General features: G+C 42.6%; 20 protein-coding genes. 4 read left to right on the top strand and 16 right to left on the bottom strand.

The features are described from left to right. Positions 1 to 11: 11 nt before the first annotated feature. Complete coding sequence (locus tag HDC33_RS09635) at positions 12 to 947, bottom strand: DHH family phosphoesterase (protein ID WP_179392229.1); 936 nt, start codon at positions 945 to 947, stop codon at positions 12 to 14. A 92-nt stretch (positions 948 to 1039) separates the two neighbouring features. On the opposite strand from HDC33_RS09635, the gene HDC33_RS09640 reads away from it, so the two are divergent. Beyond that, positions 1040 to 1360, top strand: a complete 321-nt coding sequence (locus HDC33_RS09640; protein ID WP_179392230.1) for a YtpI family protein — start codon at positions 1040 to 1042, stop codon at positions 1358 to 1360. 27 nt (positions 1361 to 1387) lie between these two features. Here HDC33_RS09640 and HDC33_RS09645 read toward each other — a convergent pair whose 3' ends face one another. Together HDC33_RS09645 and HDC33_RS09650 are read right to left on the bottom strand one after the other, a co-directional pair. Further along, complete coding sequence (locus tag HDC33_RS09645) at positions 1388 to 2695, bottom strand: DRTGG domain-containing protein (protein ID WP_179392231.1); 1308 nt, start codon at positions 2693 to 2695, stop codon at positions 1388 to 1390. Between the two features lie 112 nt (positions 2696 to 2807). Next, a complete protein-coding gene (locus HDC33_RS09650) occupies positions 2808 to 3488 on the bottom strand; it encodes a metal-dependent hydrolase (protein WP_179392232.1) in 681 nt (226 codons plus the stop codon). 108 nt (positions 3489 to 3596) lie between these two features. Here HDC33_RS09650 and HDC33_RS09655 point away from each other — a divergent pair, with 108 nt between their 5' ends. Further along, a complete protein-coding gene (locus HDC33_RS09655; RefSeq protein ID WP_218843189.1) occupies positions 3597 to 4694 on the top strand; it encodes a M24 family metallopeptidase in 1098 nt (365 codons plus the stop codon). 148 nt (positions 4695 to 4842) lie between these two features. Here HDC33_RS09655 and ald read toward each other — a convergent pair whose 3' ends face one another. Beyond that, the gene (gene ald / locus HDC33_RS09660; protein ID WP_179392233.1) at positions 4843 to 5961 is read right to left on the bottom strand and encodes an alanine dehydrogenase; all 1119 of its coding nucleotides are present in this window, start codon (positions 5959 to 5961) and stop codon (positions 4843 to 4845) included. Positions 5962 to 6261: 300 nt separating this feature from the next. Here ald and HDC33_RS09665 point away from each other — a divergent pair, with 300 nt between their 5' ends. Next, positions 6262 to 6711 (top strand): universal stress protein, encoded by a 450-nt coding sequence (locus HDC33_RS09665; RefSeq protein WP_179392234.1) that lies wholly within the window; start codon positions 6262 to 6264, stop codon positions 6709 to 6711. Between the two features lie 300 nt (positions 6712 to 7011). Here the strand turns inward: HDC33_RS09665 and HDC33_RS09670 are convergent, their stop codons facing one another. The 5 genes from HDC33_RS09670 to sppA all read right to left on the bottom strand — a co-directional run bounded on the left by HDC33_RS09670 (position 7012) and on the right by sppA (position 11416). Then, complete coding sequence (locus HDC33_RS09670) at positions 7012 to 8202, bottom strand: acetate kinase (RefSeq protein ID WP_179392235.1); 1191 nt, start codon at positions 8200 to 8202, stop codon at positions 7012 to 7014. Positions 8203 to 8283: 81 nt separating this feature from the next. Next, positions 8284 to 9195, bottom strand: a complete 912-nt coding sequence (locus tag HDC33_RS09675; protein WP_179392236.1) for a class I SAM-dependent methyltransferase — start codon at positions 9193 to 9195, stop codon at positions 8284 to 8286. Between the two features lie 53 nt (positions 9196 to 9248). Continuing rightward, positions 9249 to 9767 carry a thiol peroxidase gene (tpx, locus tag HDC33_RS09680; protein WP_179392237.1) on the bottom strand — a complete coding sequence of 173 codons (519 nt, stop codon included), beginning with the start codon at positions 9765 to 9767 and terminating at the stop codon, positions 9249 to 9251. A gap of 31 nt (positions 9768 to 9798) precedes the next feature. Further along, positions 9799 to 10389 (bottom strand): RDD family protein, encoded by a 591-nt coding sequence (locus HDC33_RS09685; RefSeq protein ID WP_255457328.1) that lies wholly within the window; start codon positions 10387 to 10389, stop codon positions 9799 to 9801. A gap of 13 nt (positions 10390 to 10402) precedes the next feature. Further along, the gene (sppA, locus tag HDC33_RS09690; RefSeq protein WP_179392238.1) at positions 10403 to 11416 is read right to left on the bottom strand and encodes a signal peptide peptidase SppA; all 1014 of its coding nucleotides are present in this window, start codon (positions 11414 to 11416) and stop codon (positions 10403 to 10405) included. A 105-nt stretch (positions 11417 to 11521) separates the two neighbouring features. Between sppA and HDC33_RS09695 the strand changes: the two genes are divergently transcribed. After that, complete coding sequence (locus HDC33_RS09695) at positions 11522 to 12322, top strand: NAD kinase (protein WP_179392239.1); 801 nt, start codon at positions 11522 to 11524, stop codon at positions 12320 to 12322. Positions 12323 to 12340: 18 nt separating this feature from the next. On the opposite strand, the gene rarD is transcribed toward HDC33_RS09695, so the two are convergent. The 7 genes from rarD to HDC33_RS09730 form a co-directional block, all read right to left on the bottom strand. Then, positions 12341 to 13246 carry an EamA family transporter RarD gene (rarD, locus tag HDC33_RS09700; RefSeq protein ID WP_179392240.1) on the bottom strand — a complete coding sequence of 302 codons (906 nt, stop codon included), beginning with the start codon at positions 13244 to 13246 and terminating at the stop codon, positions 12341 to 12343. 181 nt (positions 13247 to 13427) lie between these two features. Beyond that, positions 13428 to 14999: an acyl-CoA synthetase MbcS gene (gene mbcS / locus HDC33_RS09705; protein WP_179392241.1), complete on the bottom strand. Its 1572-nt coding sequence runs from the start codon at positions 14997 to 14999 to the stop codon at positions 13428 to 13430. A 167-nt stretch (positions 15000 to 15166) separates the two neighbouring features. Continuing rightward, positions 15167 to 15376, bottom strand: a complete 210-nt coding sequence (locus HDC33_RS09710; protein ID WP_179392242.1) for an alpha/beta-type small acid-soluble spore protein — start codon at positions 15374 to 15376, stop codon at positions 15167 to 15169. Between the two features lie 172 nt (positions 15377 to 15548). Further along, on the bottom strand, positions 15549 to 15758 hold the full coding sequence (locus HDC33_RS09715; protein ID WP_179392243.1) for an alpha/beta-type small acid-soluble spore protein: 210 nt from the start codon (positions 15756 to 15758) through the stop codon (positions 15549 to 15551). Positions 15759 to 15951: 193 nt separating this feature from the next. Further along, positions 15952 to 16155, bottom strand: coding sequence for an alpha/beta-type small acid-soluble spore protein (locus tag HDC33_RS09720; protein WP_179392244.1), 204 nt, complete (start codon positions 16153 to 16155; stop codon positions 15952 to 15954). 238 nt (positions 16156 to 16393) lie between these two features. After that, on the bottom strand, positions 16394 to 17596 hold the full coding sequence (gene thiI, locus HDC33_RS09725; protein ID WP_179392709.1) for a tRNA uracil 4-sulfurtransferase ThiI: 1203 nt from the start codon (positions 17594 to 17596) through the stop codon (positions 16394 to 16396). After that, a complete protein-coding gene (locus HDC33_RS09730; protein WP_179392245.1) occupies positions 17596 to 18729 on the bottom strand; it encodes a cysteine desulfurase family protein in 1134 nt (377 codons plus the stop codon). The genes thiI and HDC33_RS09730 overlap by 1 nt, the downstream gene beginning before the upstream one ends. Positions 18730 to 18770: the final 41 nt, after the last annotated feature.

Raw genomic sequence — 18770 nt, forward strand, 5'->3', positions numbered from 1 at the left:
CCGCCCGTTTTTTATATACATAGTTTTTTCAATTGTTCAATGACTTCATCCGCTTCTTCCCATGAGTGTACGGATGCACCCGAGGCAAGAGGATGCCCCCCGCCGCCGAATTGAGCGGCCAATGTATTGATCACCGGTCCCTTCGAACGAAGTCTGACCCGAATCTGATCGTCTTCTTCTATAAAAATGACCCATGCACAAATCCCTTGCACATCACCCAACGCCCCTACAAGCTGGGATGTATCCGAAGCAGTCACTCCAAATTGTTCAAGTGTTACTTTATCAATTTTAACAAAAGCCGCGCCATTGGCATCCATGGTGAAATTCTGATAGATATAGCCTTTCAGATGAAGTAAATCTCTTTTGACCTCGTACATTCCGGCAAATAGTTCTGTTCGATTGAAATCGAACTTAATCAACTCGCTTGCGATTTCAAATGTATTGACCGTCGTACTCGGAAAAAGGAAACGTCCCGTATCTCCGACGATTCCCGCAAACAAAAGCCTTGCTGCCTCGGTTGTCATTTTCCATCCGTAGGATTCTTTACCTTCTTCATACAAAGTATAAATCATTTCAGAAGTCGAACTCGAGGAAGTGTTAACCCATTTCACATCACCATAAGGATCTGCATCTGGATGATGATCGATTTTCATAAGCAAGGCACCTTCTGTGTAAAACTCGCCGTCAATCCGTTCCGTGTTTCCGGTATCTGTGACAATAACGAGAGCCCCTTCGTAAAGTGCCTGATTGACTTGATCCAGCTGAGCCAGATATGTAAGTGATTCATCATGTGTTCCCGCTGCATATACTTCTTTCTCAGGATAGTTCGCTTTTATCAATTCTTTCAGCCCTGATTGAGATCCATAAGCATCAGGATCAGGCCTAACATGACGATGAATGATGATTTTATCGTACTTTTCAATTGTGTCGATGATTTGTCTTTTCATATCCGATTCCTCCGAGCTTCGATATATTCCGGTCGCAATCTAATCGCAAAGCCGCTACAATGAAATAAGTTTGTATGTATTGGAGGGCTTCCATGTTAACTATAAATTTCATTTTGGTGTTTTTCATTATTGCTTCGGCAGTCTTCTATTTCTACTTCAAAACCCGGCAATTCCGAACAAGACAGGTGTTTCCGATTCGCAAAAAAATGTATGCGAGTATGTCTGGAGCTTCCCTTGGTGGTTTGTTGCTCTTTTTCGGTCTCAATCAACTGATGCTTTTCAACGGAGTTACAACTTATGTCATTGCCGCCTTATTCATTGCGCTTGGAATCTATGTGGGTATTTTCAATTACCGGGCCTACAAACATTATAGAAGTTTTGTCGATGAAGAAACGAAGTTGAATGAAAACTGATGCAAACTACATGCATCAGTTTTTTCTTTACCTTTCGAACAATTGATACATGATCATAGCTTTTGCGACAAGATCGCCATGGGATAAAATGTCGAAATCAACTTTCACAAACCGTCTACTCATATGCAGGATTCTTGGTATCACGACAACTACACTGCCAAGCTGAACGTGTTTAATGAAATACAAAGACATATTTTCCGGAACGCTTTCCCCGCGTTTACGCATTTTGATCGCCCTGTTGCCTGCCTCGGTTAAAAGGGTCGTCAATGCCCCGTAAGACAACGAACCGAACTGATTCGTCATTTGAGGGATCACTGTAAATTCGATGGTATGCGGTTGTTCTGGAATGGTCTTCATTTGATTTTTAATGATATCATCAATCGTTTCACCTTGTTGTGGCTGACGTTGCGTCATTTGGAGCGCTTTCAAGACATTTTGCCGGCTAATGATTCCTGCTAGCATCCCTGCCTCCGTAACGACAGGCATAAGATCAATCCCTTCCCAGATCATACTATGACCTGCCGAAGCGACACTAGTTTTCCCGGTGACCGTTATCGGATGTCGTGTCATCACTTTTTCAATTAACTCATCTTTCGATTTATCGATTACATCGCGTGAAGTAATTACTCCCACAAGTTTACCGTTTTTATCGACAACAGGATAACCCGAATGGGATGTTCTGCCATTCACTTCATGGAAATTGTCAACTTTTTCTTTCGCCAATAATACAACCGTATCCGAAAGCGGTGTTAAAATATCTTCAACAAGCAGGATTTCCTTTTCAATCAACTGATCGTAAATCGCCCTGTTCAGCATTGTTGCGACAGTAAACGTGTCGTAGCTCGTCGAAATGACAGGTAGTTCCAATTCATCGGCCAGCTTCTTCACGTCATCCGATGCATCGAATCCTCCAGTGACTAGGACCGCCGCACCGGCAAGAAGCGCTGTCTCATGTGCTTTCAATCTGTTCCCAACTATGAGTAGACTGCCCGCATCGATATAACGCATCATGTCATCCAGCTGCATTGCACCAATAACGAACTTCGTCAACGTCTTATGTAATCCTCCTCGGCCACCAAGGACTAGACCATCGACTATATTAACCACTTCCGCATATGTGAGCCGTTCGATATTCTCTTTCTTTTTCTTTTCAATCCGAATAGTACCGACACGTTCAATGGTATTGACGAGTTTTTGATTTTCCGCCTCTTTAATCGCTCTGTAGGCCGTTCCTTCGCTTACAGATAACGCCTTCGCAACTTGACGGACTGAAATCTTCTCCCCAACAGTAAGCCCTTCGATATAATCCAGTATTAATTCATGCTTTGTCGCCATGTCTTCACCTTTTCTCTATCATGCCCTTAAGGCTATTCTACCACAAAACGTTCAAGAATAGCGCATACAGCCTGCTCGGAGGCGATAGACCGGCCTTGTAAAAAAGAAATCATTATAATTCGAACGATTCTCCCGCATTCATTATTTTCACTTCATGTCTTTCGACAAACCCCTTGAACGTTTGCGGGTCCTGTTCGATTGGCGGAAATGTATTGAAATGGACAGGTACAGCAAGTTTTGGATTCAACAATTCGACTGCATAAGCCGCATCTTTAGGACCCATTGTAAAATTATCTCCAATCGGGACGAATGCGACATCGATAGGATGGCGTTTCCCTATCATCTGCATATCCCCGAAAATCGCCGTATCCCCGGCATGATAGATTGTCTTCTCCTCCGCTATTACTAAAATCCCCGCCGGCATACCTGTATAAATGATTTCATCATTATCTGTCGTATAAGACGAACTGTGAAAAGCTTGAGTGTATTTAACTGTACCGAAATTGAAATTGCAAGCACCGCCGATGTTCATTCCATGTGTCTTAATCCCCTGCCAACCAAGGTATATGGCCAGCTCATTCGGTGCTATGACGAGCGCGTCACATGCTTTTGCAATTGCTACTGTATCGCCGACATGATCGTTATGTCCATGTGTCAGCAAAATAAAATCCGGTTTTTCGTTTTCAACAAGTAAATCCGTCAGCTTATTCCCTGTAATGAATGGATCGATGAGAATTGTCGATCCCCCTGTTTTTATTTTCACGATTGAATGGCCATGATATGAAATTTGCATTGAAAAATCTCCTCCAATTATTTATCTTATAAGACAATTTTCGTTATACAACCTGAAAACCCTCTTTTTTGTTATGATAATAGAAGGTTAAATTAGGAGGTCATCATTTTGAGTAAAGTTAAAGAAATCCAACAATTTCTTCAGAAGGAAAATCTGGATGCTGCACTGATTACAACGCCAGACAATGTATTTTACGTATCTGGATTCCACAGCGATCCGCATGAGCGTCTTCTTGGCATTATGGTATTCAAAGATGCCGAACCGTTTATTATTTGTCCCTTGATGGAAGTTCCTGATGTGAAAGCAGCCGGCTGGTCCTACGAGGCCGTTGGGCATGAAGATACTGACGATGCTTGGGAAATTGTTTTGCAAGCCGTTCGGAAACGTGGCGATATTCCCTCCTCAATCGCAATCGAGAAATCCCACTTGACGGTTGAGCGTCTGGAGCGCATGGATGAACTGTTTCCGGATGCGAAATTTGCTCGCCTTGACGATCAGCTCAACAGCATGCGTAACATCAAAAGTGAAGATGAACTTACCAACCTACGAAAAGCGGCTGAACTGGCCGATTATGCGATTGAAGTCGGTTGCAGGGAAATCGCCGAAGGAAAAACTGAACTGGAAGTGCTGATGGCCATCGAATTTGAAATGAAGAAAAAAGGCGCGGAGAGGATGGCGTTCGATACGATGGTCCTTTCGGGTCCAAAAACCGCGTCACCACATGGGACGCCGGGGGATCGTAAAATCCAGAAGGGCGATTTCATCCTGTTCGATCTCGGTGTTGTCTACAAAGGCTATTGTTCCGATATTACACGGACAGTTGCGTTCGGTGAACCTTTGGATGCAATGCGTGAAATTTATGAAACTGTAAGGAAAGCGGAACAGGCCGCCGTGGATTTGGTCCGTCCCGGCGTCAAGGCTATGGAAATCGATAAGGCTGCACGGGACGTAATTGAATTAGCGGGTTATGGTGAATATTTCACGCATCGTATCGGGCATGGTCTTGGAATATCAGTCCACGAGTTCCCTTCTATGACAGGAACGAACGAACTTGCCCTTGAAGAAGGGATGGTATTCACGATTGAACCGGGCATATATCATCCTTCAATCACGGGTGTGCGCATCGAAGATGATGTTGTCGTGACAGCTGACGGGGTCGAAGTATTGACGAAGTTTCCGAAAGAATTGCAGATTATCCAGCCATAATATAAAAAAACGGACTAAGTATTCACAATACATGCTTTGGCGCTTTGTGGATGCCTCTTGCGCTGTTTTTTCTAAGTATATTGATGATATAATATTAAAAAAGGCTGTCCACACGATTACAAGTGTGGGCAGCCTTTTCATTTCGTCCTTATCGATTCAAAAGTGTTTCTGCAGGGACATATTCAATGCCTTGAGCATCTGCTACAGCTTTGAATGTAACATGTCCTTCCATTGTGTTGATGCCTTTTTGAAGAGGAATATTGTCCAAGCAAGCTTGTTTATATCCTTTGTTCGCAATTTGAAGTGCGTAAGGCACCGTAACATTTGTTAAGGCTGTTGTAGATGTTTGCGGCACTGCACCTGGCATATTCGCTACTGCATAATGCACAACGCCATGTTTCTCATAAGTTGGCTCATCATGAGTCGTTACACGATCAGATGTTGCGAATATACCGCCTTGGTCGATTGCGATATCTACAAGAACAGATCCCGGTTTCATCGATTTTACCATTTCTTCAGAAACCAGTTTTGGTGCTCTGGCTCCCGGAATCAAAACAGCCCCGACAACAAGATCTGCGTCTTTTACAGATTCAGCAATATTAAATGGATTTGACACTAGCGTTTGAATGTCATTTCCGAAGATTTCATCCAATTGGCGAAGTCGATCAACCGACAAGTCAAGAACCGTCACTTTCGCTCCCATACCTACCGCAATGCGAGCAGCATTCGTTCCAGCTTGTCCGCCACCGATAACCGTTACGTTTCCACGCGATACGCCCGGGACGCCACTTAATAGAATTCCTTTACCACCATTCGTTTGTTGTAAATATTGGGCTCCGATTTGCGTAGCCATGCGCCCCGCAACCTCACTCATAGGTGCAAGAAGCGGCAATGAATTATTCGGAAGCTGTACTGTTTCGTAAGCGATCCCTACTACCTTTTTCTCAAGAAGCGCATTCGTTAATTCTATTTCAGGTGCAAGGTGTAAATATGTGAATAAAATAAGTCCTTCGCGGAAGTAACCGTATTCAGATGCAACGGGTTCTTTTACTTTCATGACCATATCGGCATTCCATGCTTCTTTCGCAGTTGCAACAATTTTAGCACCTGCTTCAATGTACTCTTGATCCGTAAAGCTTGACCCTAAACCTGCACTTGTTTCAATAATGACTTCATGACCTGCTGCTTTTAAGTTGAAAACTCCAGCTGGCGTCATTGCGACCCGGTTTTCATTGTTTTTCACTTCTTTTGGGATACCTATAAGCATTTCTTTTCCTCCTCATGAATATGTTTAGACTATAGGTCACTTGCAGACTATTCAATCTGACCAATCCATATTTCATATTATCAGATAGTTGACATTTGTGCTCTATTTTAGTAATCCACGGAATATTCAGGTTATAAGTCGGCCGATTATTCGACACATTCTCTTCTATTTCTTCAAGACTCGGGGGCGATACCGGAAAAAATTAAAAAATTACTGACATTATCTTGCATGAATAAAAAGGTTTTCGCCTCTTTTTACCGAAGTAAGTATATATACGAATATAAGGATGGAGTGAGAACTATGACATTAGTATACAAACAAATTCTTGTTGCTGTGGACGGTTCTAAGGAATCGGAATGGGCTTTTAAAAAAGCTGTTGCTATTGCGGACAGAAACGAAGCGACATTAAACTTGATTAACATTATTGATACACGCTCATATGCTGCTGTTGAGGCTTATGATCGTTCAATTGCAGAACGTGCTCAAAAGTTTGCGGAGGATTTGCTCAACGATTACAAATTGCAAGCAGAAAAAGCAGGGGTGCAGCATGTCAATATCATCGTAGAATACGGTTCACCCAAAACGATGATTTCACGAGATATATCAAAAAAACTTAACGCAGATTTAATCATCTGCGGAGCCACGGGATTGAATGCAGTTGAGCGTTTCCTAATCGGCAGTGTTTCCGAAAACATCGTCCGATCAGCAAAATGCGATGTTCTGGTAATCCGTACACCCGAAGCATTGTGATGAAAGCAAATGAGTTGCCCATTATTGCGAGACCACTGAGAAACATACGTTTATAATGCCTGTAAGTAAATTTATATTTAAAAAGGCGACTTTTCGTTCAAATTCGAACGATAGGTCGCCTTTCCTATTCATTTTCCCACTCTAATTTCTTAGTAAGTTCCCAGATTAGCGCAGGAGGCATCCACAAAGCGTCAGAGCGTGAATTATAGGGAATTCCTAGTCCGGTCTTAGAATGGCGAGCTTTTTTCATAGGTCCCATTATTTCCCGGGCAACTTTTTGATAAAGTCATACAGGGCAATTCACAATTCTGCAACCCTAATTGTATCCCGGGCGATCATAACCTCTTCGTTCGTCGGAATTACTAATATCTTAACTGGAGAGTAAGGGAAGCTGATATGCGCTTCTTTCCCATTACTATTATTCAGATCAGGATCTAAATAAACCCCCATAAATTCAAGTCCATTCAATACTTTCTCACGAATTACATCGCTATTTTCACCGATTCCAGCCGTAAAGATAATCGCATCCACTCCGCCCATCCTTGCTGCATACGATCCGATATATTTATGGATTCTGTCAGCAAACACCTCTAAAGCAAGCTGCGCACGCGTATTTCCTTTTGAAGCTTCAATCTCAATATCGCGCAAATCGCTGGAGAATCCTGAAATGGCAAGCATACCGGATTGTTTATTCAACACATCAAGAACTTCCTCTACATTTTTTCCGGTTTGTTCCATAATGTAAGGGATGAGCGCCGGATCTATGTTTCCTGAACGTGTACCCATGGTGACACCCGCAAGAGGTGTAAAACCCATCGATGTATCAAGCGACTTTCCACCTTCAATCGCTGCTATGCTTGCTCCGTTCCCCAAATGACATGATATCAGCCGAGTATCTTCCAAAGGCCGATTTAACAATACAGCGGCCCGCTCTGCCACATACTTATGACTTGTGCCGTGGAAGCCATACTTTCGGACGCCATATTTCTCATAATACTCATAAGGTAATGGATATAAAAAAGAACTTTCCGGCATCGTCTGATGGAAAGCCGTATCAAAAACCGCAACTGACGGAACATCTGGTAAAGCTTTACTAAATTCTTGAATGCCTATGATATTTGCCGGGTTGTGGAGAGGTGCAAGATTTGAAAGTTCCCAAAGAGTTGCAACTATATCTTCGGTGATGAGAACGGAATCACTGAAGATTTCGCCGCCATGCACGACACGGTGCCCGATTCCATCAATTTGGTCAAACGAACGAACGATACCTTCACTGATTAACATTTCAAGAATCATCGACACAGCTTGGGTATGACTGCCTATATCCTGCCCCTTTTTTATTCTGCCTTGCTCGGATTTCATTGTGAAAACTGAATCCGAGAGGCCAATTCGTTCAATTTGACCTTTTGCTGTCACGTGCTCTTCTGGCATTTGGAGTAGCTGAAACTTCAAGGATGAACTTCCCGCGTTTATCGCTAAAATATTCCGCATACGGAGTGCTCCTTTTTGAAAAATTTCTTTTTACAAGTAGGCTGAACGCCAAATAGACGCATAGCCTGGATTCAATAACCTTTAGTCATTGGCCCAAATATCGATTTTCTGGAGGAAAAGCGCCATGGCATGCTTGTCGGTCATGTTCGGAACTTTCGCAAGCAAGACATCATGTGTCACTTTTTTATCCAGGAAAGGCTTTTGCAAAATTAAAATACTTTTTGCGTGTGCAGCACTTTTAAATAATGAATCGGGAAGCTGAATGATCGCCCTGATGATCGTTTGTTTTTTTAAATATGGGTGCAACACGGAAGATTGCTCAGATTCGAACAAATTCGCCGGAATGATGAATAGGCCATGTCCCCCCGGTTTCGTATGCTTCATCGATTGTTCAATGAAAAGATGATGGGCATATGCATGACCCGCAGCAGGCATCAATTCATAATTGAGTGCGTTTTCATCATCCGGATAAAATCCGACGGGCAGATCACTGATGGCGATGTCGACTGGATCCGCAAATAATGGTCGTAATGCATCCTGAACGTAGAACGTTACAGGGTGTTCCAGTAGTTCAGCAGTGATAGCCGACAACCTGACTAGTAAATCGTCTATTTCAACTGCGGTCGCTGTGATATCATTCCCTATCGTATTCATAACCGTATACAAGAGATTTCCTGTTCCCGCCGCAGGGTCAAGCAGTGTAATATTCCCTTCGCCCGCCGCCAATTTACTCGCGATGTGGCCGATAAGCATCCCTATTGAATCAGGGGTCATCTGGTGATTGGGCTGAACATTTTTTTTCATGCCTTTCAGTACAGCAAGTTGGATACCACGGCGGATATCCTCTTTTGTTACCGTTTCCGATAACATTGGCTGTGTTTCCCCTGAAAGCCACTTTTGGCAAACTTCTACAATCGCTTCCAAGTACAGCTCTTCTTTGGATTCCGCATATGTATCAATGAATGAAAAAATGGATTCTGTATTTGTAGTCATTTATCTATCCCTCAATTTACAAAACCCACCCGTTTCCGAGTGGGTTTCCCTTATTATTTTGTTATTGCTTTTTTAATCTCTTTTACTGCTTCAATTGCTTTTTCGTAATCGGGGTGGTCAGTACCTTCGCCAACATATTCAACATAAGTCACTTTATCTTCTTTGTCGATGACGAATACTGAACGCGCAAGCAAGCGGAGTTCTTTCATGACAACACCATATGCTTCTCCGAAGGAAAGATCACGATGATCGGATAATGTCTGGAGATTTTCGATACCTTCCGCAGCACACCATCTTGCTTGTGCAAATGGAAGATCGGCGGAAATCGTCAATACTTGTACGTCATCTCCAAGAGACGAAGCTTCTTCATTGAATTTACGCGTCTGAGTTGAACAGACACCTGTGTCAATTGAAGGGATTACACTGATTAACCTAATTTTCCCTTTCGAGTCAGCAAGTGTCACTGGACTCAAATCGGTCGCGAGCACCGTAAAATCATTTGCAGTATCACCTACTGCAACTTCTTTCCCGAGCAAAGTTATAGGATTATTTTTAAATGTAACGTTAGCCATTTATGACGCCCCCTTTTCTATTTCCATCTTACTAAATGATAGTGCCCTCTTGCAACTGTTGTCCCTCCCCGCGTCTGCGATAACTTACACCCACTACCTTTTCATAGGAAGATTCGTGTACGACTACCGTATCAGCGAACAGATCATGCAATGCTTCTTTTTTAGGTGTGAATAAGACAAGCAGATATGGGATGAAAAGCATTTTAGAGATGAAGCGTCCAACGCCTTCCCGGAAAATAACCGCTCCCCACGTCAGTTGCCCCCCTTCTTTCGCTTCGACTTTAATACCCATAATCATTTTCCCTACGGTCTGCTGCAGATATTTCGTCAACAGCATGAAGTAAAGTAGAAGCAGGAGGAGCGCTGTGACTTTATATGCGCTGAATAAAAAGAATGATGGATTTGTAATTTCCCAACCCGCAATCCGAAAAATCGGTTTGATAATAATTCCGCTGATTGCGGACAAGACTAACAGGTCGATTGCATATGCCCATAACCGTGTCCAGAATCCAGCATATTTCGCTCGGAAGTGTTCGGATTGAACGGGCTCACAATTCGCATTCTGGCTTGCGATAGCCGTGTTATCCATAAAATCCTGCTGTTGTTCAATGTGATCCGACATTAGCTCCTCCTCCTTATCTCTCACCGTACAAATACATCATCCGCGGTGCATTATAATCGGTCAACAACTTGCCGATCAATTCCGATTCGATATTGCTTCCGAATAGGTTCCCTGCCTTCATTCCGAATAATGAACTCCAGCTGTCTAAAGCTGTATATTCGAAAACTGTCGCTTTCTGGAGATTGTTATCTTCTTTCATGGCAGCGATGACATCCCCTGCTTTTCCATAGTCATCTGCAAGTCCTGCTTCGATTGCCTGCCGACCATTCATAATCCGGCCGTCAGCGACTTTTTTCACTTCTGCTTCGCTCATTCCGCGGCCCGCTTCGATTATATCGACAAAACGCTCGTATGAGTCATTAATCATTTCCTGAAGCATTGTGCGCTCCACGTCTGTCATTTCACGTGATCCGCTCATGATATCTTTATAAGGTCCTGTTTTGATGGTATTGAAATCAATTCCATACTTTTCAGCGAGTTTCGCATAGTTGACACTTTCCATAATGACACCGATTGAACCTGTAATCGTTTCAGGATTGACAAAAATCTTTTCAGCAGGCGCAGAAACATAATAACCGCCCGAAGCAGCCATTCCACCCATTGACACATACAATGGAATTTCCCTTTCAGTCTGAATCAGACGCAGCGCATCATAGATTTCCGCTGATTCTACAACTCCGCCGCCAGGAGAATTCACTTTAAGAACTACACCCTTGACACTGGTGTCTTCAAGAACCTCATTCAGCTGAGTCATGAAAAACTGATGATTATAGCCGGACGGCTGGAAAATGGAACTTGAATTTCCTAAGTCTTGAATGACACCATCAAGTGTTAGAACAGCGATTTTTTCTTCGGCGCTTCCTTCCTCAATAATTGTTTCCTCATATCCCGAAGACGATGAAGCCATGATTTCTTCGAAGAACCCATTGAAGTCCCTCGTGAATATGTACGATAACGAATTGATACCTATTGAAACAAAAATTAATGCTGCAGCTACGATGATTGCAATCCATCGTTTCATTGTCATTTCAAATTCCTCCTTTTTAAATACAGACTTCTATACGTTTCAACACACCAAAATGTTTCACTCCATGGTAAAATGAGTATAACTCATTCGGAAGGAGCTTGTGCAATGACGGATCGGATGAATATTTTTATTTACAGTAAACATGATGAAGACTCAATCGATAAAAAACAGAAAGTGGAAGACGCGCTGATCCACGAAGGTTTTACAATGTCCGAGAACGATAAAGATGCAAATATTATTATAAGCATCGGGGGTGACGGGGCATTTTTACAGGCGGTCCGAAAAACTGGTTTTCGCCAGGATTGCCTGTATGCCGGCATATCTATAACAGGCAAAGCGGAGCTTTACTGCGATTTTCATTATAATAATCTTTTTGAAATGACAGAGACAATCCGTAAAGCCGAAATTGAGGTAAGAAAATATCCACTCATCGAAGTGAAAATTGACAACCACCAACCATTCTATTGCCTGAATGAATTTAGTATTCGTTCAAATATTATCCGGACATTCGTCCTGGATCTTCTCATTGATGACAAACTGTTCGAAACGTTCCTAGGCGACGGTTTGATCATCTCTACCCCCACCGGCAGTACCGCTTACAATAAATCGGTAAATGGAGCTGTAGTGGATCCGCTTCTCCGTTGCTTTCAAGTGACCGAACTTGCGTCTGTAAATAATAATAAATACAGAACACTTGGATCGTCATTCATTATGAGCGGCGACCGAAAATTCCAACTTAAAGTCCATCAGGATGGGAACGTCTTTCCCTTAATTGCCGCAGACAACGAAGCTCTTGGCATACAGCAAGTGGAGCATGTGGAAATCGGGTTAAGCGATAAGGTTGTGAAAACAGTAAAGCTGAAAAACAACTCTTTCTGGGAAAAAGTACAGCGGATGTACCTATAAAGAAAAGAGCCTTCCCGATTATGGTTGGCTCTTCTTTAGTTTCCTTACTTCTATTATTTTCGACGCCGTAAATACGAGCAATGCTGACCAAATGAATGCAAATGACAGCATATCAATCTTCCCGAAAGTTTCGTTGTAAATGACGACACCGAGAAACAGCATCATCGTGGGAGCAATGTATTGGAGAAAACCCGCCATATAGAGCGGAATTCTTTGTACCCCTTTTGCGTACATGAGTAAAGGCAGTGCAGTTGCCACACCTGTCATGATCAGCAAGAGATCCGTCTTCATATCAGAATGTAAAAATACAGCATTGCCATTGATAAATAACCATATGTAATAAATGATAGCAAATGGAACAATGAAAAGAGTTTCAATTGTTAATCCGTGCAGCGCATCTAGTTTTACCTGTTTCTTAATAAGACCATATACTGCAAATGTCATGGCGAGGCTGAACGCCAGCCAAGGAAACTTCCCATATGAAAAAGTTAAAATTGCCACGCCCGTCGCTGCCAACAAGAAAGCTATTTGTTGAGCCCTCGACAGTCTTTCCTTCAAAAAAAATATTCCAAGTAATACTGATAGGAGCGGATTTATGTAATAACCAAGACTGGTTTGAACAATATAATTATTATTCACTGCCCATATGTAGACGAACCAGTTCGACGAGACAAATGCGGAAGCTGCGAACAAAGCCCAAAAATCCCGCTGTGAATTCCAAAGTGTTTTCATGTCCTCAGTTAGATGACGTCCATTTTTCATAAGAAGAACAACTAGTATCGTCATTACAAATGCCCACATGACTCGGCTCACTAAAATTTCAGCACTTGCAACGTGCTCTAGGCTCTTCCAATAAACTGGCATAATCCCCCAAATCAGATATGAACCAATCGCCCAAAGGACACCGCTTTTTTCCGTATGCATCACGACGCCCTCCTACTATTTTGATTTCCGAAATAATAATTTAAGTATATACTCATTAAATCGATGCGTAAAGGTAATATTATGCATTGCGATATGTACCGCATTTTCATCAAAAAAACAAAACCGCTGTCGCAAGTACGGAGTGATCCGTCTTACGAAAGCGGTCTGTTGTAACTGTCACTTACGCTTGTTCAAGCTTCCTCAATTCTACTCTCATGATTTTGCCCGAAGCTGTTTTTGGCAGTTTCTCCACAAACTCAATTTTACGGGGGTACTTATAGGGTGCTGTTAAGGTCTTCACATGTTCTTGTAACTCTCTGATAAGATTTTCTACGTTTACCTGTTCGGGATCACGCAACACAACGAACGCTTTGACGATATTGCCCCTTACTTCATCAGGACTACCCACGACCGCACATTCACGTACTGCGGGATGTTTCGTCAATGCATCTTCAACTTCAAAAGGTCCGATTGTGTAACCGGAGCTGATAATAATGTCATCTCCACGACCTTCGAACCAAAAATAACCGTCTTCGTCCATTTTAGCCCTGTCACCAGTCACATAATACTCGCCGCGAAACTGCATCGTTGTGCGTTCGGGATCCTTCAAATACTCCTTGAATAAGGCAGGCGTCGAAATGTGAACGGCGATATCGCCGACTTCTCCGATAGCGGCCGGATTTCCTTCATCATCAATTACGTCAACTTTATTGCCGGGAGTCGGTTTTCCCATGGAACCCGGACGCGCTTCCATCCCGAGCATCGTTCCCACGAGTAGTGTATTTTCCGTCTGTCCATATCCATCCCTCACAGGCAGTGAAAATACCTTGTCGAATATTTCAATTACTTCCCGATTAAGCGGCTCACCCGCGGAAACCGCACTATGGATGGATGACAGATCATAGCCTTCAAGCTTTTCCGCTTTCGCCATAAACCGGTATTCTGTCGGTGTACAGCATAATACATTCACTTGATACTCACTAATCAATTTCAAATACGTGTCCACGTCAAATTTACCATCATAGATGAGCCCTGTCGCTCCACTACCGAGCACCGATAAGAAAGGTGTCCATATCCATTTTTGCCAACCTGGCGCGGCGGTAGCCCAGACGACATCGTCTTCTTTTATGCCGAGCCAGCTTACACCTGTCGTCCGCAGATGAGCATATCCCCAACCGTGTGTATGGACGACTCCTTTCGGCTTTCCGGTCGTGCCTGATGTATAAGATAAAAATGCCATATCGGAGCTCTTTATATCTGGCGCTATGAAATCCGAAGGTGCTGTTTTCATAAGCTCCGTTAATGAAAGCTGTTTTTCCTTCGCTTCTCCAATAACAAATAATTTAACATCGTCCATATTTTTCACATCTTTGAATTGATCTGTAAAGGCGTCAAATGCAACAATCGCTTTTGCATCGCTATGCGCTAAACGATACTCAATATCTGAAGACCGAAGCATTTCAGAACTTGGAATGACTGCGATTCCCGCTTTCAAGGCGCCGATATAAGTTATATATGCCTCTATTTTACGGGGCACCATTACCAGGACTATATCGCCTTTTTGGAGCCCGTTCGCTATAAATACATTGGCTACCTTATTTGCCGAATCCATTAATTCATCATATGTAATTTCTTGCTTTTGACCTTCCGCATTGAAATAAATAAGTGCTTTCTTTCCTTCGCCAGTCGCGTATTTTTCAAATTCACCGACTAGATTGTATTGTTCTGGTGCTGTCAATTGTTCGCGGTTCATAATACATCCCCCTTTACTCTATAATCCAAGTATACAAACAAAAGTCCGACAATTCAAAACAAATTTATTTGAGTATGTTTTTACAGTATTTACTCTTTAGTTATTTTTTCATAAAATTATAAAAGCCGCCCCAGGTAAATTCCTGGAACGGCTCCTATTTTACTTATTTATCCTTGGTTGCCCTTCATTTGGTCTTGAGCCTGACGCACTAATCGCTTTGTAATTTCCCCGCCGACGGATCCGTTGGCACGCGATGAAGCATCTGGTCCCATCTGCACTCCGAATTCTGCTGCAATTTCATTTTTCATTTGATCAAGTGCTTGTCTTACACCTGGAACTAAAAGTTGGTTTGAGTTTCCGCTGTTGTTGTTTGGCATGATTTTCACCTCCTTATGCTTATAGAATGTGCTGAATCGAAAATTTCATGCAAATTTTTTATAGTAAATTTAGTTAACTGTTTTAGAATTGTTTAAGCGACGATACTTTTGCTTATACTGGATAAGCAAAGGGCTGCTTTTAACAATATCTTAACAGTTTCACTTTTTAAATTTACTCCCGGAATCCACCCATTTGTTGTTGCGCCTGACGCACCAATCGCTTAGTAATTTCTCCGCCGACAGATCCGTTAGAACGAGATGAAGCATCAGGTCCCATGTTTACCCCGAACTCTGCTGCAATTTCATTTTTCATTTGATCGAGTGCTTGTCGCACGCCTGGAACTAGAAGCTGATTTGAATTTCCGCTGTTGTTGTTTGGCATATTTCTCACCTCCTTGTTCTCATAGAATGTACCGTTTACTGAACTTTATGCGCATGTCCACTTCGGTAAATTTAACCAATTTTATAAATTAGTTTAAAATTCTACAATTTTGCTTACACTGTTTTTCGACAATGTTTATTGCGAAAGGCTTTCAAATTAACAGTCGTAAATTTTTTTTATTTAAACGTTATAATTAAAAGCCTTTCATTTGTTCTTGCGCTTGACGCACTAATCGCTTTGTAATTTCTCCGCCGACAGATCCGTTGGCACGAGATGAAGCATCTGGCCCCATCTGTACTCCGAATTCTGCTGCGATTTCATTTTTCATTTGATCAAGTGCTTGTCGTACGCCTGGAACTAGAAGTTGATTCGAGTTACCGCTGTTGTTGTTTGGCATGTTTGACACCTCCTTGTGCATGTAGAATGTGCCGGACAATAAAATTCATGCATGAGCATCAAACGGTAACTATTTCCATCTATTCAATGTAGGTTTAAGCCGCGGCACTTTCGCAAATACTATAAAAGCAAAAAGCCGTATCGGATATTGACCGATGCGGCTTTTTGCTTTTTGTTTTGTTGAATGTCTGTATGGCGTTGTTAATGCCTTTATGAAATACGGCAGATCATAATATCTTTTAAAGCAGGTCTTCAAATCCATCTTTCTCCGATAGCGGCAATTCAACTGTCATTCGGCTTTCAACCGCCATTTCAATCATCGGTTCGAAATCAGTGAAGCTTTCATAAAAAGCAACTTTTTCAAGCTTTGGTTTCGTTTTCGGATTGGAAGGTGAAAAGATTGTGCAGCAATCTTCATAAGGTCTGATTGAAATCTCATATGTCCCAATACTTTGAGCAATATTGATAATCTCAAGTTTGTCCGTTGCGATAAGTGGTCGCAAAATGGGTGTAGCGGTAACAGCGTTGATAGCCGTCAAGCTTTCAAGTGTCTGGCTTGCGACTTGGCCGAGGCTCTCTCCCGTTATAACGGCAAGTGCACCTTCTTCTTCGCGGACTTTATCAGCAATTTGTAGCATTATTCTTCTTGTAGTCGTCATCGAAACATTATCAGGTACTTGACTGACGATTGTTTGCTGGATTTCAGTGAATGGAATTATATGAAGTCGGACCGATGCCCCAAATGAACTTAGCTTCTCCGCCAAATCCATCACCTTCTTTTTAGCCAACTCACTTGTGAACGGAGGACTGGCAAAGTGAATGGCATCGATAGACACACCACGCTTCATCATAAGATAGCCGGCTACAGGACTGTCTATCCCGCCCGATAGCATAAGAAGCGAGTGACCATTCGATCCGACCGGCATTCCACCTGCACCTTCGTATACTTTAGCTGTCAAGAAAGCTCCTTCGACCCGAATATCGATGAGTAATACGATGTCCGGCTTCTTCATCTTTACGCCGAGTTCGGGGAAGCTGCGCAACACATGCGCTCCGATTTCCTGCTGCAGTTCGCTTGTAACGAGCGGAAATCTTTTGTCTGTCCGTTTGACTTCAACCTTGAATGTCTTGCCCGCCGTTTCATCTGCTCCAATAACCTCTATCGCTTTTTCTTTTATCGCTTCAAGTGTCGCTTCGCATTTAGCGACCGGGCTGAAAGATTGGATGCCGAAAACAAACGGCAACCGTGCTATCGCTTCTTTCATATCATGTTGATCCTCCGCATAAAGAAACATGCGATCACGTTCCGGTTTTATAATCACTGTCTTCAAACCGCTTAACGAATCCTTGATATTATCCCGTAATTTCTTAACGAATACATTCCTGTTTCGTCCCTTCAATGACATTTCACCATAGCGGATTAATAGTTCGTTCCATTCCATCATTTATTTCCCCTTCCAAGCAAATCCATGAAACGTGCAAAAACGTGTTCAAATTCCACGATTTCTTTTTCCGTGTTATTTTTCCCAAAACTGATGCGGATCACTCCATTTTTATACTTCCCATTGACACCTATCGCTTCAATAACATGCCCAACAGTAGTACTCTTCGATGAACAAGCACTGGAAGTTGAAATTGTAATACCATTCTCCTGAAAGAAATTAACAGCAACTTCACCATTTATTTTATTAAATGCGATGGACAATATATGTGGAGCTCCTTTTTCAGGGGCTAATACGAGAACATCTTTAAATTGCTTGATGAATTCGATGAGCCGATTTCTCCATTGTCTGAAATTCGGCTGTTCCGTGTCCATTGAACCCATTCGCATTGCCTTTGCCAGTGCAGCTGCATCTGCAACAGATACGGTACCACTGCGAAGTCCGTTTTCCTGCCCGCCGCCAAAATTAATCGCTTCCGGAGTCCTGCCCTTTCTTAACGCCAGCAAGCCCGAACCTTTCAAACCATTGATTTTGTGGGCTGAGATCGTTATGGCATCCGGACCTTCACCTGTTAATGAAACGGGTAACTTGCCAAAACTTTGAACAGTATCCGAATGGAATATCGCCCTCGAATGTTCTTTAATAATACGTGCACATTCGGATATCTCCTGTACTGCCCCGATTTCATTATTCACATGCATGATGCTGACAAGTATTGTATCCGTCCGCAGCTTACTTTTCAACTCTTCAATGGAAATTATTCCTTGTTCATCAACCGATAAATAGTCTACTTCAAATCCTTGACACTCCAAATATTCCATTGCAAGAAGAACCGATGGGTGTTCGATTTTGGTAGTGATCAAATGCTTCCCTCTGGATTGTAACGCTCGCGCGAAACCGATAACAGCCAAATTGTTTGCTTCCGTTCCTCCAGACGTAAATAGAACCACTCCGTCAGGCGCTCCAACAATCGACAAAATTTGCTCTCTTGATCGATTCAGAAGTGCTTCGGCTTCCTTCCCAGCAAGATGTAATGACGCGGGATTCGCGAAAAAGCGTTTATTCACTTGAACGAATGATGCGAGTACGCTATCATCCGGGATTGTAGTTGCACTATTGTCAAAATATATCATTCGTACCTTCCTTTCAGTTGTAACGATAACAAGCGTGACAA

The organism is Sporosarcina sp. JAI121, from assembly GCF_013408665.1.
Classification (GTDB): domain Bacteria; phylum Bacillota; class Bacilli; order Bacillales_A; family Planococcaceae; genus Sporosarcina.